Origin of the sequence: Bradyrhizobium sp. SZCCHNRI20481 (assembly GCF_032485055.1) — a bacterium.
In the GTDB taxonomy this organism is placed as follows: Bacteria; Pseudomonadota; Alphaproteobacteria; order Rhizobiales; family Xanthobacteraceae; genus Bradyrhizobium.
The window spans coordinates 279756-294760 of record NZ_JAUEUE010000010.1 but is presented as its reverse complement, the minus strand read 5'-3'; the positions used below and the strand labels follow the sequence as shown (position 1 = coordinate 294760).

Below are 15005 nucleotides of genomic sequence, written 5' to 3'. Positions count from 1 at the left end.
GCGCGTGCCGACCGCCGACACGCCGTCACATCGCCGCTTCGAACCTGATCCGACAGACCAGACCCTCGTCGCGAAAATCCTGCTCGATGCTGCCGCCGATCGCTGCGAGGCTCGCTCGGATCATGCGCGCGCCAAATCCCTCGCTCCCAGGCGGCTCGATCGCGTGCGGACAGAGCTCGCGCCAGGCCACGGTGCCGCGGCCGCCTTCCTGCGCGATCTGGACCTCGAGCCGTCCGCCCTGACCGCGCAGCGCGCCGTATTTGACGGCGTTGGTCGCGAGTTCGTGGAACACCAGCGCGAGATTGCGCACCGCTTCCGGCCCCAACGGCATGTCCGGCCCGTCCACCGTCACGGCGCCGGAGGCGCGATACGGCTGCAGCTCGACGTCGAGCAGCATGCGCAAGGTCATCAGGCGGTGGTCCGACCAGGCGAGACTGTTGGCGCGCGCGACTGCGTCGAGCCGCAGCGCGATCGCCTCCCCTTTGGCGCGATCCTCGCCTGACAGGCTTGATCTGACGATCGCCTGAAACAACGCGAGCTGATTGTTCACGCGATGCCTCAGCTCGCCGAGCAGCAATTCGCGCGCATGCTCGCTGCGCTTCAGCTCCACGAGCGCGCCGCGACAGAGATGCCCGAGCCAGATGATCAGCGCCGCGGTGCTCAGGAATCCAACGAGGTTGATCGCCTCGGCATGATCAGGACGATCGGTGAAGCCGACGAGCACCACGGTGGCGGACAGCCAGGCGGCAAAAATGGCCGCGGGAATGCCGCCGAGCAGCGCTGCGAACACCACCGCCGGGTAGAACGTCGCGTAGGGCAGCGTCGCGCCGGCATAATCCAGCCCGATCCGGCCCGCGGTCGAAATCGCGACGGCGAGCATGGTGAGCAGAAACGTGGTCGCCGACCACCGTCTGCTCCGAACGATCCAATCTGAGAAACTCCGACCCGCGCGCACGATTGACCCCGAAGGCAAGGTCTATCGCCGGACGCCGGCTGGAACAAGCTGAAGGAACTGCCACCGGGGCGCAAATATTTTAGGAACCTTTGCCGCGCCGTTGCGTTTGGCTACCCCTGTTGCGCCAGACGGAACGCATCATGCCGCGCGGTGGGAGAAGCCACCGCTCCGCCGCCAAGGGCACGCACTCCGCGTCGCGTCTGCGCCGGCACGAATGCCGGACGTTGCACGATGAGTTCGTCGCAGGCTCGCCGACGAACTGAAAAGACAACGGTATCGGAACGCTGCACGCGAAAGAGCTTGTATCCGGCGCTTCTCGCTGCGCTAACCCTAGCGGCTTGCCGCTGAGCGCCGCAGCGTCGATCATCGCGGCCATGACGACGAAATCGCGCGAGAGACTCTACGGTGCCGGCATCCGCATCGCGCAGGAGCAGGCCGCGCGTGCGCGTAAGGAAGCGGATCGTCTGGCCTGCGACGCTTGGAATAAGCGCATGCTCGGCTACAAGGGGCCGGCGCAGCCGTCACCGCTGCTCGGCGATGCGCTCAACGCCGGCTATTACTATCTGGAAGTGCACTGCCTCGGCTGCGACACCAATCAGACCGTCGCGCTCGACATCATCAGGCGCGCCAAGACGACGCCAATCCATGAGCTCGAGCGCTACATGCGCTGCCAGGATTGCTCGCGGCTTCGCGGTCATCCCTACAAGCGCAGCGCGCTGGTGGCGTTGCGCGAGACCAAGATCTCGGCCGCGCATCCGGCCTCGACATGGTGGCCCGGTGAGCGATAGGCGGTCGAATACCCAGCGTCGCGTCCCCTCGGATTCGTGCAGAGGTACTCCGATCAGGCACTGACTGCGCCCGCTCGAAAAATACGTGGATACTCGGAACAATCATGACGATCCGTTGTTTCGAAAACTTGCCGGCGCGGCAGGGAAGCGGAACATGTCAGAGTTGATGACTCAGCCGGACAAGCTGCGGGCCGACGCGGCGGAATGCGCCCTCATTCGTGATCTCGCCACCGACCGCGACAAGCGCGAACTGTTCGCGCGTCTGGCCGAGCATCTGAGCATGCTCGCCGCCGAGGTCGAGCGCGCGGCCCGCGCGCAGGATGGGCGCACAGAGAAAGCGAGCCTTCGCTGAACCGCGAAGCTCCCTGGACGAGCTGCGCGGATTCACGCTCCCCTGCTGTCGCTGCGCTCGCCACACAATCGCGCAACTCCACTCCGTTATAGATCGGGATGATCCGCGATCGATTCGCGCAGCGAGCGATCACGCTCCTCTCAGCGTCAGGTGCCGATCTTGCGACGTTTCCTCCCCTGCCTCGTTCTGCCGCTTCTCCTCGCTTTCCCCGCCGCAGCGGCTGAGCTCGTTGGCCGCGTCAGCATCGTGGACGGCGACACGCTGGACATTCACGGCGAGCGGATTCGCCTGTGGGGCATCGACGCGCCCGAAAGCGCACAGCTCTGCCGCGGCCGCGACCGCAGGCCGTATCGCTGCGGCGCGCTGGCCGCCAACACGCTGGACGCCTTCACGCGCGGCAAGGTTCTGCGCTGCATGCCGGTCGACGGCGATCGCTACGGCCGCATCGTCGCGCGTTGCGCCGCCGGCGCGACGGATCTCGGCCAGTTCATGGTGTCGCGCGGGCTCGCGGTCGAGGAGCCGCAATATTCGCGCGGCGTTTACACCGCCGATCAGCGCGCCGCCCGCCGCGCCGGCCGCGGCATCTGGTCCGGCCGTTTCATTGAGCCGCCGCTCTATCGCGGCTGCATGCATGCCGGCAGGACGACGTCGGTGTGCTCGGACGGAGGGATCGGCTGGCGGTGAGCGCGGCCGCATGACGGCGTCGCCTTGTCCACCACACCGGCCACAACACCTCAATTGCCACGCGTCGCCCTCTGGCTGTACGGTCGCGCACCGCAAAGACCAGGCTGGATGAGGACGATGACAGAGACAAAGACGCGCGTGGCGATCCTGTTCGGCGGGCGCTCGGCGGAGCACGACGTCTCGCGGGCCTCGGCGGCCAACATCTTCCGCTCGCTCGATGCCGGCCGCTACGCCGTCACGCTGATCGGCATCACCACCGACGGGCGCTGGGTGCTCGCCGACGCTGCGAATGACGGTACAGGCGCGGCGCTGACCGTACCGACCGACGGCCCGCAGATCGTGCTGCTGCCGGCCGGCCAGGGCCGCGCGCTGGTCATCGGCGACGGCGCCCCGCGCGAGCTTGCCTTCGACGTCGTGTTTCCGGTGCTGCACGGTCCGAACGGCGAGGACGGCACCGTGCAGGGCGCGCTGGAGCTCGCCGATGTCGCCTATGTCGGCGGCCGCGTGATGGGATCGGCGGCGGCGATGGACAAGGACGTCGCCAAGCGCCTGCTCCGCGATGCCGGCCTGCCGATCGTGCCGTTCGTCACCATGACGGAAGCGTCTCCGGTGACCTATGAGGCGGCGGTCGACGCCGTCGGGTCGTCCGAGCTGTTCGTCAAGCCGGCCAATCTCGGCTCCTCCGTCGGCATCTCCAAGGCGCGCAGTGCCGAGGAGTTCGCCGCCGCCTGCCGCCTGGCGCTGCGCTTCGACCGCAAGATCCTGATCGAGCGCTGCATCAGCCCGGTGCGCGAGATCGAATGCGCGGTGCTGGAGCATCCCGACGGCAAGGTCGCCGCGTCCGAGCTCGGCGAGATCGTGCCGGCCGACAGCCACGGCTTCTATTCCTACGAGGCCAAATACACCGACGCATCGGGTGCCTCGCTGCACGTCCCGGCACAGGTCGAGCCGGGTCTCGCCGCGCGCATCCGCAAAATGGCGACCGAGGTGTTCGGCGTGCTCTGCTGCGAGAGTCTCGCGCGCGTCGATTTCTTCGTCCGCGGCGAGGAGGTCTACGTCAACGAGGTGAACACCCTGCCGGGCTTCACCAACATCAGCATGTACCCGAAGATGTGGGAGGCCACCGGCCTGCCCCAGCCGGCGCTGATGGACAGTCTGATCGCGCATGCGCTGGCGCGTCATGCGCGGCTCAGGGAGTTGGCGTCGCAGCGCTGACGACGATCGCCGGCCGCTCCTCGGGCCCGACGGCGCCGCAAGTCAGCGCGGCGCGACCTTGACGCCGTCGGCCACCCGGTCGCTAGGATAGATGATCACGACATCGCCGCTGGCGACGCCGTCGGCCACGGAGGCGAACCGGCCTGAGCGCCGGATGAGCCGGACGGTGCGCAATTCGGCGCGCCCATCCTTCAGCGCGAACACCGACCAGTCGTCACCGCGCTTGAACAGCGCGCCGGTCGGAACGATGGTCGCATCCTCCTGCGTGAAGACGACGATCTGCGCATCGAGCTGATAGGCATCGCCGAGCCGCTGCCATTGCTCGGCCGGCGAGACGATGTCGATCAGCACGTTGACCCTCTGCTCCTCGATTCCGAGCGTCGATATCTTGGTGAACGCCGCCGGCTCGACCCGGCGAACCCGCCCAGAGAGTCGGCCGGCGCCGCCCCAGCGATCGATCGTGACATCAGCGCCGGGACGGATCTCGACCGCATCGGTGCTGAGCACGTCGACGACCACTTCGAGATCGTGGGGATCGCCGAGGTCGAGCAATGCCGCACCCGGCTGCACCGTCGTTTCGCTTTCCTGGGTCACCTTCAGCACCAGCCCGCCGACCGGCGCGGTCACGCTCCAACTATCCGCCGGCGCATCGGCATCGGTCTTGCTCCCGTAGCGCACCAGCATCGCTCTGAGCTGGCTCAGCTCGTGCTCGGCGGCATGGTCGACATATTCGGCTGCGCGCAGGTCACGCTCGGCGATCCGCATCGCGAGCTCGGCACGCTCCCGCGCCTGCGCGGTCGCCGCTCCGCTGGCGGCCAGGGCCGTGGTACGCGCCAGATCGGCGCTTGCCTGCGCGCTCTGCGCCTGCGCTCGGGCCACGACCGCCTTGGCCCGCTCGACGTTGGCCTCTGCCGCGCCGAGCAGCTCCTCGGTCTCGCGGCGGGCGCGCGGATCGAGCAGCGGCGCTGGCCCCGGCGTGATGGTGGCAACCACGTCGTCCGCCTTGACCTGGTCGCCGGCCTTGAAGCGGATGCGCCCCAGCCTGCCGGCGAGCGGCGCGGCCACGATGTAGCGCTGGCGCACCCGCGTCTTGCCGTCGTCATCGACGGTGGCAACGAACCGCCCCTTGGTCACCACGGCCGTCTCCACCGGAACTGCGCCCGGCATCGCCATCCAGGCGATGACGGCGGCGGCCGCCAGGAACGCTGACACGATGCCGAGGCGGCGCAACACGGGACGCATGCTCATTCCCTGGTCTTGAGGGCCGCGACCAGATCGAGCCGATCGACCCTCCTGCGGACGATGATGGCGCTGATCGCGGCGCTGGCCAAGACCACCGCGGTGGCGATCAGGTAGGTCCGCAGCGCGATCACGCCAGGAATCTGGAAGCTTTCGCTGGAATGCAGGTGCGCGATCAGCGCAATGACGCCGCGCGACAGCAACAGGCCGAGCGGAATCCCGACCGCGATGTCCAGCGCAAACTCGCCGAACAGGATGCCCGCGACCTCGCTGCGGGTGAAGCCGAGCACCCGCAGGCTGGCGAGCTCCCAGGCCCGCTCCTGCAGGCTGATGCGTGCGCTGTTGTAGACCACGCCCACGGTGATGATCGCGGCGAAGCCGGTCAGGATGCCGGCGACGACGAACACGAGGCCCGCGATCTTCTCCATGAACGATGCGATGACATAGGCCTTCATGGTCACCGATTCGATCGCCGGCATGGTCTTGAAGCTCGCACCGAGCGCAGCCAGCGCCGCCGGCTCGACATGGAGGCTCGCCGCCGAGACCGCCGCGCCTTCGCCGGTGAAGCGATTGAGCGTGTCGATATCCATGTAGGACGCCATGCCGACCGCCTCATCGACGATGGCGCTGACCGGAACGTCGCGCCGCCGGCGACGGCCTTCCATCGCCTCCACCGTGACGATCTGCCCTGCGTTCAGCGCCAGGCGCTCCGCAAGGCGTCGGGTCAGCGTAATGCCATCAGGCGCCGCCACGATCGGACGGCGCGCGGAATCGTGCGGCCGGCGCAGTTCGTCCGTCGCGGCCAGCCCGATCACCGAGGTCAGGTAGCTCTGATGCCCGGCGCGCAGGCGCACCGGAACGATGCGCTGACCTTCGACCGCGAGCACGCCGGGCTGGCGCGCCAGATCGCGCAGCACCGCACGGTCGACCGGGTGGACAAAGGTGATCATGGCGTTGCCGCGCTCGACCAGGTTGAACTGCAGCTCGATCATGTCGCCGATCGCATCGCGCCAGAAGATCCCGAGCACCATCATCGGCACCGCGAAGGCGATGCCGATGATGGTGAACAGCGAGCGGAACGGCCGCCCCGCGACGTTGCGCAGCATCATCATCCGCCGCGCGCCGAACGCCCTGCCCGGCACGATGCGCTCGATCCAGGAGCGGCGGAACCCCAGCGGCATCGCGGGCCGCATGGCTTCCGCCGGCGCAAGGCCGACGACCTCCTGAAGCGCCGTGATGACCCCGAACGCGCCGGCCGCGACGCTGATCGCGACACCGGCCACCGCCGCCCATGGCGCCAGCCGGAATGGCAGCTCGGGCAGACGGAAGAACCCTTGATAGCTCGTGATCATGGCACGGCCAAAGCCGACGCCGCCGGCGATGCCGAGCGCCGATCCGATCAGCACGATGACCAGCATCAGCTTGAGATAGTGCAAGGTGAGCAGCAGCGTCGGAAAGCCGAGCGCCTTCAGCGCCGCGATCTGCTCGCGCTGCGCCGCGACCAGCCGCCCGAGCGCGCCGTTGAGCAGGAACGTGGCGACACCGAAGAAGATGATGGGAATGGTGATCGACATCACCTTCTGCTGGTTCAGCTCGTCCTCGAGAAAGCGGTTCGACGGCTGGTCCCGCCGCGCGATCGCGCCGATCGACCCATAGGGCTCAAGCAGCCGGTCGAGCTCCTCGATGACGGGCTTGGGATCGACGCCCGGGGCGAGCGCGATCACGGCGTCGTTGAACGCGCCCTTCATGTCGAAGGCAGCCTCGGCCGCGCTCCGGTCGACCCACAGAATGGCATAGAGGCGATCGTCGGGAATCGGCAATCCGGGCTTCACCGCGTAGACATATTCCGGCGACAGGGCGATGCCGGAGATCCGGAAGCCCTGCACCCGGCCATTGAGCAGCACACGGATCTCGCCGCCCGGCCTGACGCCGTTGGCGTCGGCAAACGCCTCGTTGACCGCGGCGCTGCGCGCGGCGCCCGGCTCGGGCGCCGTGCCGCGGCGCAGATGCAACCGCGCCAGGGGCTCGTCGCCGGCATGGGTCAGCGACACCAGGCGAGCCGAGACCGGTTGCGAGACGGCAGGCCAATCGACGATGACCTCGCGCACGATGCGCGGCTCGACCGCGACCACGCCAGGAATGGAATTGAGCCGCGGCACCAGCGCGAGCGGCGCCCGCTTCAGCGTGACGAAGATCTGCGGAAACCGGCCGTCGGCATAGAACTGCTCGCAGCCGCCGCGCAGGGACAAATAGGTCGAGACCGAGCCGACGAACACGGCGACACCAGCCGCCACCAGCAGCGCGATCGTGACCACCTGTCCGCGCATCGCGCCGATGTCGCGCCACAGCTTGCGGTCCAGCAGGCTCACCAGCGCACCTCATCGGCCGAGAGGCGCCGCGCATTGCGCGTCTCGCCGACGATGCGCCCGCCGCCGAGCCGCAGCACGCGATCGGCCATGCCGGCGATCGCCGCATTGTGCGTGATGATGATCGTGGTCGTCCCGAGCTGCGCGTTGGCCCGGGCGATCGCGGCGAGCACGACCTTCCCCGTCTCATAATCCAGCGCGCCGGTCGGCTCGTCGCACAACAGCACGTCGGGCGCCTTGACCATGGCGCGGGCCACCGCGACGCGCTGCTGCTCGCCGCCGGACAGCTGCGAGGGAAAGTGGTCGATCCGCCGCTCGAGGCCGACGAGCTTGAGCACCTCGAGCGGATCGAGCGGCTTGTCGGCGATCTCCGTGACCAGCGCGACGTTCTCGAGCACCGTCAGACTCGGGATCAGGTTGTAGAACTGAAACACGAAGCCGACATGCTCGCGCCGGTAGCGCGTCAGCTCGGCATCGCCGGCGCCGACCAGTTGATGATCGCGCCACTGCGCCTCGCCCGAGGTCGGGCTGTCCAGCCCGCCGAGAATGTTGAGCAAGGTCGACTTGCCCGACCCCGACGGCCCGAGCAGCACCACGAGCTCGCCTTCGTAGATGTCGAGGTCGACGTCGCGCAGCGCATGCACCTCGACCTCGCCCATCCGATAGGTCTTCGAGAGCTTGCGGGCGCGGAACACCGGGGTGGCGCCGGACCGATCAGGAGGCGCGGCGGGGCCCCCGTCGTTGGTGACGGCCGAACTCATCGGGCTGCGGCTCCTGCACCAAAGGCCCGCATCGAACCTGCGAGACGTCTCACGCCTGAATCCTCGACATCGGATGACATCCCGCCGACCATCGGTCGGTAGCCATCGTCATCCGTTGATGCATGTCAAGCGGGCACATCATCACGTGGCCAACGCGCTGATGTCCATCAGACCGCGGTCGCGATGACGTACACCAGCACGGCTGCGCCGAGGCATCGGCGCCAGGGGTTGACGCCGCGCAGGAGTTCGTCGAACGCCCAGACGAAGAGACCGGCTTTGACGAGACAATCCAGATTGGTGCCAGCCTGACCCGGCGGATGCCAGACCCAGCTCACGAGGCTGCCCACCAGCACGATCCACAGAGCGGGGTTGGGCATCTGGGCGATCGTGATCTCGCCGGTCGCGCGATTTCGGAAGAACCAATTCAGAAATCGCGACATCGTACCGCCAGTGGGGGATGATCTTGCGATCCTAGAGCTCAACTGCAGCCAAGTACAACCCGGTGGCACGGCTCAGGTTCTGGTGAATCGACGACCGATTTTCCAGATCGGCGGCGGGTGCTGGGTCGAGATCTCACGATCTCCACGGCTGTCATGCTCCGCGAAGGCGGAGCATCCAGTACTCCGCAGCAGAAGATATTGGACCGAGACGTCACCGCGCACTGGATCGTCGGCCTTCGCGGACGAAGACACGGGCGGTCTACAATGTCGATAGTCAACCCTCCTACGCCCAACGACCGAACTCACCTGGGCGGCATCTTCTCGAATTTCGGCAGCGCCGGATCGAGGTGATCCCAGGCCTGTCCCGCCGCAGTCCACGACACCAGTTGCGGCTTGTAGCGGCTGGGATCGTCGAGGCTCGCCGGCGGAACGATGAACACCTCGGGCATCGCGGGAAATGTCAGGTGAACGTGCGAGCCGCAGGTCGGGCAGAACGCGCGCCGCTTGACGGTGCCGCCGTCGCCGACGCTCTGCCAATGCGACACCTCGCCGTCGACTTTCACCTCCGCCGCGACGAAGGTCAAATGCGATTGATGCCCGGTGCCGCTGTCGCGCTGACATTGCCGGCACTGGCAGTCCAGCATCACGGCCGGCTCGCCCGTGATCTCATAGCGTACCGCGCCGCAGGCGCAGCCGCCGGCATAGGACTGGGTCATACCGTTCTCCTTTGGCATCAGTGCAGCTGTTTCGACGACGCCTCTTCGCCGGCGATCCGGTCGAGATTGGCGACGACCTTCTTCCAGCCTTCGCTCATCTTGCGATAGGCGGTGTCGTTGGTTGGAATTACGAAGCCAGAATGCACCAGGCGAAGGCGCGTGCCCGTGTCCGCCTTGGAAAGACTGAAGGTGACCACCGTCTCCAGCTTCGCGCCGTAGCCGACATTGCTGTCGTGTCCGCCCTTCCACGCGTAGGACAGCCGCTCGTTCGGCACGACCTCCAGCACCTCGCAATGAATGGTGCCATCCCATTCGCCCGCCGGAGTGGTCTGAAAGGTGAAACGAGTGCCGACGACGGCCTCAAATCCCTTCGGCGCCATCAGCCAGCGACCGATCAGTTCGCCGCTGGTCAGGGCTTTCCAGATGACCTCGGGCGCATGAGGGAAGGTGTCCTCGACCACAATGGCCTGCGTGTCCGCATTCACGGCTTGGTTCATGGATCGATGTCCTTCAGCAGGTTTTTCAGCTTGGCGAAACGGTCGCGCCAGAACACGCCGTAATGGCTCATCCAGTCGGCCAGCGGCTCCAGGCCGCGTGGCTCGGCGCGGTAATAGACCTTGCGGCCCTCGGGGCGCTCGCAGACCAGGCCGGCCTGTTTCAAGGATTTCAGATGCTGGGAGATCGCGCCCTGCGTGACGGTGCTGCCGCGGGTGAGTTCGACGACGGTGATCTCGTCGGCCTCGACGATGCGCTCGAACACCGCACGCCGGGTTGGGTCGGCCAAGGCGCGCATGACGGTGGTGATGGTTTCAGGCTGGAACATGCAAAACCAATAGCCACCACTAATCAATTAGTCAATACTAATGTTATTATTCTGCCTGGTCTTTCGCCCTGGCGGGACGACTCCAGCGTGAGAGACCACCCCGGAAAATCCGAATTTTCTTCTTCCGTTTTTCGGAATTCGATGCTATGATGTCGCATCCCGCCTCGATTGAGGGGCGTTTCGCGATCGTCACGAGCGTTGGTGCGGGATGCGGTGGGCGTGTCGGGTTGCAGCGTGAGCGATCATGCCGACGAACGATCCGATGCGCACGGCGAAATCGTGTAGTCCTGGCATCCCGGTGCTGATGCCAAGTCCGGTGCGCAAGTTCGACGAGCGCGCGGGCGACGGGGGCAATAAAGCCGATCCCCGGGGAGATCACGTATAAGCCGTAACGCCATCGCGCGGGGAAGGCCGGATGATCCGGCCCGTACCTGTGGTTCCTGCCGCCTGCATTTTTTTCGCAGGCGGGCCATGGGTGCGACCGGCACCCGGCCTTTCCCGCGCCCTCATCTCTGAGAGGGCGATCAGAGGACAACACTCGGACGCAAGATGCGGGCGCGAGGATGAGAGCGCATGTTTCACGGTCTTCATGTCTCGGCGTCATTGCGAGCGAAGCGAAGCAATCCAGAGTCCCGCGCCGACTCTGGATTGCTTCGTCGCTGCGCTCCTCGCAATGACGCCTCCGTCTCCGCTGTCGTCCCGGACAAGCTGCGCCAACGCGTCAGCGTGGGCGTGGCGCCGCGCCCCGCGACTATCTGGCAGCCACGGCGGCTCGTATTGCGGATGTTTGAACCTCTCAGCTCGCAACCGGAACACACCCAGACGCCTCATTCCTGCCAAACCCCGCAGAAAAACCGACTGAATCACCCCTCCCATTCCGGTAGACTCGCCACGTGACCCACCGCCCGACGATTCTCGTCTTCGACTCAGGCCTCGGCGGCCTGTCCGTGCTGCGCGAGGTGGTGCGGGCGCGGCCTGACGCCCACTACGTCTACGTCGCCGACGACGCCTTCTTTCCCTACGGCCATCACAGCGAGCAGGCCCTGATCGCCCGCGTGGTGCCGCTGATGGGCGAGCTGATCGCCGCGCACCGGCCCGACCTGATCGTGATCGCCTGCAACACCGCCTCGGTGCAGACGCTGGCGCCGCTGCGGGCCGCCTACTCCACGCCCTTCGTCGGCACGGTGCCGGCGATCAAGCCGGCCTGCGCGCAGTCAAAGACTAGGCGCGTCTCCGTGCTCGGCACCAAGGCGACGGTCCAGCGCGAATACACCCACGCGCTCATTCGCGATTTTGCGCAAGGCTGCAACGTCACCCTGGTCGGCTCGCCGGAACTCGCGTCACTGGCGGAGGCCGCGCTCGGCGGAACGCAGGTCAGCGACGCGGCCATCGCCGCCGAAATCGCGCCTTGCTTCGTGGGCGACGCCGCCGATCCCGCAGGCCGGACCGACACGGTCGTGCTGGCCTGCACGCATTATCCGCTGCTGCTCGACCGGCTCGAACGCCTCGCGCCCTGGCCGGTCGCCTGGATTGATCCGGCGCCGGCCATCGCGCGCCGCGTCGTGGAGCTGCTGGGCCCAGCATCCGGCCATGCCGACGACGGCGACTCCGCGATGATCTTCACCTCGAACAAGCCACATCAGCTCGGCCGCGCGCTCACGCCCTATTTCGGCGGCCGCGTCCCGGCCTGACGGAGACCGTCCGATGTCCACAGCGCCCCAACCGCTCAACCGCCTCAAGCAGGCCTGGCGCGACAAGCGGCCGACGTTCGGCGCCATCGCCACCATCCCGAGCATCCAGACCGTGCGCATCATGGCGCAGTCGCTCGACTGGATCATCGTCGACCTCGAGCATGGGCCGATCGATCTCTCGACGGCGCATGCGATGATCACGGCCACCGCAGGCACGCCCTGCGTGCCGCTGGTGCGCATCGCCGCCAACGAGCCGCATCTCGCCAAGGCGCCGATGGACCTCGGCGCGCTCGGCATCAACTTCCCGATGATCTCGAGCCGCGCGGACGCCGAGAAAGCCGTGCGCAGCGTGCGCTACCCGCCCCACGGCGACCGTCTGTGGGGTCCGTTCCATGCGCCATTCCGCTGGAACGTGTCGATGGCCGACTACATGGCGACCGCCGACGACGACATGGTCTGCATGGTGACGATCGAGCACGTCGAGGCGGTCGAGCGCATCGACGAGATCGTGGCCACCCCCGGCATCGACATTGCCGTGATCGGTCCCGGCGACTTGGCGACCTCGATCAACAAGCGCGGCCAGCTCGATGATCCCGAAGTGAAATCCCTGATCGCCCGCGCCGAGGCCGGCATCCTCAGATCGGGCGTGCCGATCGGCGGCGCCGCGCGCTCGGCTGAGCAGGCCAATGCAATGATTGAGCGCGGCTACCTGGCGCTGGCGCTCGGCTTCGACTGGTCCTTGTTCCAGCGCGGCATTGCCGCGAGCTTCGAGGGGATCAAGCGCTAGAGTCGGCGGCCGGCTTGGGCCGGTCCTTCACGTTCCAAACAAAGAACAAGAGTTGGGGGGAACACCATGATGAAAAAGACGATTCTCGGCCTGTCGCCGGCCCTGCCCGGGCTCGGGGTGGTCGACAAGACCAAGCCGCTCGCCTCGCCGGCGCCCTGACGCCCAAACGAGGCGTTTGCTGCACGGCGCCCCGGTGCTAACAGAGGCCCGCCACCGGCCCAGGCCGGGAGCCACCAAGCAACGGCCACGCGAGACGGCCAAGACAGAAACCAGCGGGAGCGATCGATCTCACGATGCGCGGAACAACCAAGCCGATCTCGCTGCACCGCCGTCTGATCATCGATCTGATGCATGCCTCGCGTGACGTGCCGTTCGTGTCGCTGGCGCGTACGATCCATATCGGCCCGCTGCTCGAGGCCCGCGCCGCGGCCGTCCGTCCGCCCGGTTTCGCCGCGATCTTCGTCAAGGCGTTCGCCCTGGTCGCCCGCGACGAGCCGGTGCTGCGCACGCTCTACGTCAAATGGCCCTGGCCCTGCTTCTACGAGCTGCCGCGCAGCGTCGCCACCGTCACCATCGCCCGGGTCGAACATGGTGAGGATTGCGTGCTGCCGCAGCGCATCTCCGGGCCGGAGACCATGACCCTGGCCGAGATCGATGCCGTGATCCGGCAGGGCAAGGAGGCGCCGGTCGAGGACGTCGCCATGTTCCGCAAGATCATGCGGGCGACCCGGCTGCCGTTGCCGCTGCGCCGGTTCGCCTGGTGGGTCGGGCTCGGCTTCGGCCGGCAGCGGGCCAACTGGTTCGGCAATTTCTCCGTGACCAGCGTCGCCGCCTGCGGTGGCGGCCAGCTGCTGGCCCTGAGCCCGGGACCGTTCATCGTCAATTACGACGTCATCCAGCCCGACCATACCCTGGCCATCCTGATCCGCTGGGACCACCGGGTCACCGACGGCGCCATGATGGCCAGGACCGCAATCCGGCTCGAGCAGGTGCTGAACGGGGAGATCGCGGCCGAGCTGAAGGCCGGAACCCCGTGCGGCCGTGGGCCGGCGGAGGCCGTACCCGGATTCCCGGCTGCGCGGCAGAAAATTACCGTTGCGGGAGAGCCGCAGCGGTGATTCGCCGGCAAAAGCGCCGGTTGCGGTTTGACAAGTCGGCAGGTTCTCCCGTAGAACCCGCCTGCTCGCGGGCCGGTTTCGGCCCGCGTTGCGTTTCGCGACCCGTGGCCTTCATCCCTTCATGCTTTGGGGATGGGCCTGTCGGTGGACCGGGCTTCCGGACACACAGGAGGGCGCGTTTCCTCAAACCCTAACTTGATCGAAGAGGACGCGATGACTAAGCGCAGTGAGGCGAAGTACAAGATCGATCGCCGCATGGGCCAGAACATCTGGGGCCGCCCGAAGAGCCCCGTCAACCGCCGCGAATACGGCCCCGGCCAGCACGGCCAGCGCCGCAAGGGCAAGCTCTCGGACTTCGGCGTGCAGCTGCGCGCCAAGCAGAAGCTGAAGGGCTATTACGCCAACATCTCCGAGCGCCAGTTCCACGGCATCTATGTCGAGGCCGGCCGTCTCAAGGGTGACACCGGCGAGAACCTGATCGGCATTCTGGAGCGCCGTCTCGACACCGTCGTTTTCCGCGCCAAGTTCGTCTCGACCATGTTCGCGGCGCGCCAGTTCATCAACCACGGCCACATCAAGGTGAACGGCCGCAAGGTCAACATTGCGAGCTACCAGGTCAAGCCGGGCGACGTGATCGAGGTCAAGGAAGCCTCGAAGCAGCTCGCCGTGGTGCTGGAAGCGACCCAGCTCGCCGAGCGTGACGTGCCCGACTACATCGAGGCCGATCACTCCAAGATGACCGCGAAGTTCATCCGCATCCCCGCGCTGTCGGACGTGCCGTTCGCGGTGCAGATGGAGCCGCATCTGATCGTTGAGTTCTACTCGCGCTGATCTTGACCGGACCGCGGTCCGGTCCCATCTGATAATCCGAAGGCCCTGGCACGCGCCGGGGCCTTTCTTTTTTGGGCTTCTTTTCGGATGGGCGAACCGATTCCCGAATGCCACACCTGCCACGAAATCGCCCCAAGCTGGGCTGACAGCGAATCCGTCCCGTGATTCACTGTCTGCAGTTGTAAAGTAGCGGGGCGTTCGCCATGGAGTTCAACAGGCGCAATATCATCTTCGGTGCG

The 15005-nt window shown here is 66.9% G+C and carries 16 protein-coding genes; 8 read left to right on the top strand and 8 right to left on the bottom strand.

From position 1 onward, the window contains the following. Positions 1–25 precede the first annotated feature (25 nt). A complete protein-coding gene (locus QX132_RS18540; protein ID WP_315737378.1) occupies positions 26–880 on the bottom strand; it encodes an HWE histidine kinase domain-containing protein in 855 nt (284 codons plus the stop codon). Positions 881–1329: 449 nt separating this feature from the next. Here QX132_RS18540 and QX132_RS18535 point away from each other — a divergent pair, with 449 nt between their 5' ends. The 4 genes from QX132_RS18535 to QX132_RS18520 all read left to right on the top strand — a co-directional run bounded on the left by QX132_RS18535 (position 1330) and on the right by QX132_RS18520 (position 3994). Continuing rightward, complete coding sequence (locus QX132_RS18535) at positions 1330–1743, top strand: hypothetical protein (protein WP_315737377.1); 414 nt, start codon at positions 1330–1332, stop codon at positions 1741–1743. A gap of 166 nt (positions 1744–1909) precedes the next feature. Further along, on the top strand, positions 1910–2095 hold the full coding sequence (locus QX132_RS18530) for a hypothetical protein (RefSeq protein WP_315737722.1): 186 nt from the start codon (positions 1910–1912) through the stop codon (positions 2093–2095). A 159-nt stretch (positions 2096–2254) separates the two neighbouring features. Continuing rightward, positions 2255–2779, top strand: a complete 525-nt coding sequence (locus QX132_RS18525; protein WP_410052870.1) for a thermonuclease family protein — start codon at positions 2255–2257, stop codon at positions 2777–2779. Positions 2780–2896: 117 nt separating this feature from the next. After that, positions 2897–3994 (top strand): D-alanine--D-alanine ligase family protein, encoded by a 1098-nt coding sequence (locus QX132_RS18520; RefSeq protein WP_315798260.1) that lies wholly within the window; start codon positions 2897–2899, stop codon positions 3992–3994. Between the two features lie 42 nt (positions 3995–4036). Here QX132_RS18520 and QX132_RS18515 read toward each other — a convergent pair whose 3' ends face one another. The 7 genes from QX132_RS18515 to QX132_RS18485 all read right to left on the bottom strand — a co-directional run bounded on the left by QX132_RS18515 (position 4037) and on the right by QX132_RS18485 (position 10339). After that, the gene (locus QX132_RS18515; RefSeq protein ID WP_410052873.1) at positions 4037–5236 is read right to left on the bottom strand and encodes an efflux RND transporter periplasmic adaptor subunit; all 1200 of its coding nucleotides are present in this window, start codon (positions 5234–5236) and stop codon (positions 4037–4039) included. Between the two features lie 2 nt (positions 5237–5238). Then, a complete protein-coding gene (locus QX132_RS18510) occupies positions 5239–7605 on the bottom strand; it encodes an ABC transporter permease (RefSeq protein WP_316162304.1) in 2367 nt (788 codons plus the stop codon). Continuing rightward, entirely contained in the window at positions 7599–8360 is a 762-nt protein-coding gene (locus QX132_RS18505; protein WP_315737374.1) for an ABC transporter ATP-binding protein, read from the bottom strand. Before QX132_RS18505 ends, QX132_RS18510 begins: the two co-directional genes overlap by 7 nt. A gap of 167 nt (positions 8361–8527) precedes the next feature. Next, on the bottom strand, positions 8528–8800 hold the full coding sequence (locus QX132_RS18500; RefSeq protein WP_316162269.1) for a hypothetical protein: 273 nt from the start codon (positions 8798–8800) through the stop codon (positions 8528–8530). 302 nt (positions 8801–9102) lie between these two features. Then, entirely contained in the window at positions 9103–9516 is a 414-nt protein-coding gene (locus QX132_RS18495) for a GFA family protein (protein ID WP_316162268.1), read from the bottom strand. A 17-nt stretch (positions 9517–9533) separates the two neighbouring features. Further along, the gene (locus tag QX132_RS18490; RefSeq protein WP_316162266.1) at positions 9534–10013 is read right to left on the bottom strand and encodes an SRPBCC domain-containing protein; all 480 of its coding nucleotides are present in this window, start codon (positions 10011–10013) and stop codon (positions 9534–9536) included. Beyond that, entirely contained in the window at positions 10010–10339 is a 330-nt protein-coding gene (locus QX132_RS18485; RefSeq protein WP_316162265.1) for a metalloregulator ArsR/SmtB family transcription factor, read from the bottom strand. The genes QX132_RS18490 and QX132_RS18485 overlap by 4 nt, the downstream gene beginning before the upstream one ends. Positions 10340–11232: 893 nt before the next feature. Here QX132_RS18485 and murI point away from each other — a divergent pair. The 4 genes from murI to rpsD all read left to right on the top strand — a co-directional run bounded on the left by murI (position 11233) and on the right by rpsD (position 14766). After that, a complete protein-coding gene (gene murI / locus QX132_RS18480) occupies positions 11233–12030 on the top strand; it encodes a glutamate racemase (RefSeq protein WP_316162263.1) in 798 nt (265 codons plus the stop codon). Between the two features lie 13 nt (positions 12031–12043). Then, positions 12044–12817 (top strand): HpcH/HpaI aldolase family protein, encoded by a 774-nt coding sequence (locus tag QX132_RS18475; protein WP_316162262.1) that lies wholly within the window; start codon positions 12044–12046, stop codon positions 12815–12817. Positions 12818–13110: 293 nt separating this feature from the next. Next, positions 13111–13935: an acyltransferase gene (locus tag QX132_RS18470; protein WP_315779757.1), complete on the top strand. Its 825-nt coding sequence runs from the start codon at positions 13111–13113 to the stop codon at positions 13933–13935. A gap of 213 nt (positions 13936–14148) precedes the next feature. Beyond that, positions 14149–14766: a 30S ribosomal protein S4 gene (gene rpsD, locus QX132_RS18465; RefSeq protein ID WP_011925811.1), complete on the top strand. Its 618-nt coding sequence runs from the start codon at positions 14149–14151 to the stop codon at positions 14764–14766. Positions 14767–15005: the final 239 nt, after the last annotated feature.

Bases quoted from the DNA above. Each gene is read 5' to 3' on its own strand.
- QX132_RS18495 (WP_316162268.1), bottom strand. From the start codon at position 9,516: ATGACCCAGTCCTATGCCGGCGGCTGCGCCTGCGGCGCGGTACGCTAT.
- QX132_RS18540 (WP_315737378.1), bottom strand. From the start codon at position 880: ATGCTCGCCGTCGCGATTTCGACCGCGGGCCGGATCGGGCTGGATTAT.
- QX132_RS18470 (WP_315779757.1), top strand. From the start codon at position 13,111: ATGCGCGGAACAACCAAGCCGATCTCGCTGCACCGCCGTCTGATCATC.
- QX132_RS18535 (WP_315737377.1), top strand. From the start codon at position 1,330: ATGACGACGAAATCGCGCGAGAGACTCTACGGTGCCGGCATCCGCATC.
- QX132_RS18515 (WP_410052873.1), bottom strand. From the start codon at position 5,236: ATGCGTCCCGTGTTGCGCCGCCTCGGCATCGTGTCAGCGTTCCTGGCG.
- QX132_RS18530 (WP_315737722.1), top strand. From the start codon at position 1,910: ATGACTCAGCCGGACAAGCTGCGGGCCGACGCGGCGGAATGCGCCCTC.
- rpsD (WP_011925811.1), top strand. From the start codon at position 14,149: ATGACTAAGCGCAGTGAGGCGAAGTACAAGATCGATCGCCGCATGGGC.
- QX132_RS18485 (WP_316162265.1), bottom strand. From the start codon at position 10,339: ATGTTCCAGCCTGAAACCATCACCACCGTCATGCGCGCCTTGGCCGAC.
- QX132_RS18505 (WP_315737374.1), bottom strand. From the start codon at position 8,360: ATGAGTTCGGCCGTCACCAACGACGGGGGCCCCGCCGCGCCTCCTGAT.
- QX132_RS18475 (WP_316162262.1), top strand. From the start codon at position 12,044: ATGTCCACAGCGCCCCAACCGCTCAACCGCCTCAAGCAGGCCTGGCGC.
- QX132_RS18500 (WP_316162269.1), bottom strand. From the start codon at position 8,800: ATGTCGCGATTTCTGAATTGGTTCTTCCGAAATCGCGCGACCGGCGAG.
- QX132_RS18490 (WP_316162266.1), bottom strand. From the start codon at position 10,013: ATGAACCAAGCCGTGAATGCGGACACGCAGGCCATTGTGGTCGAGGAC.
- QX132_RS18520 (WP_315798260.1), top strand. From the start codon at position 2,897: ATGACAGAGACAAAGACGCGCGTGGCGATCCTGTTCGGCGGGCGCTCG.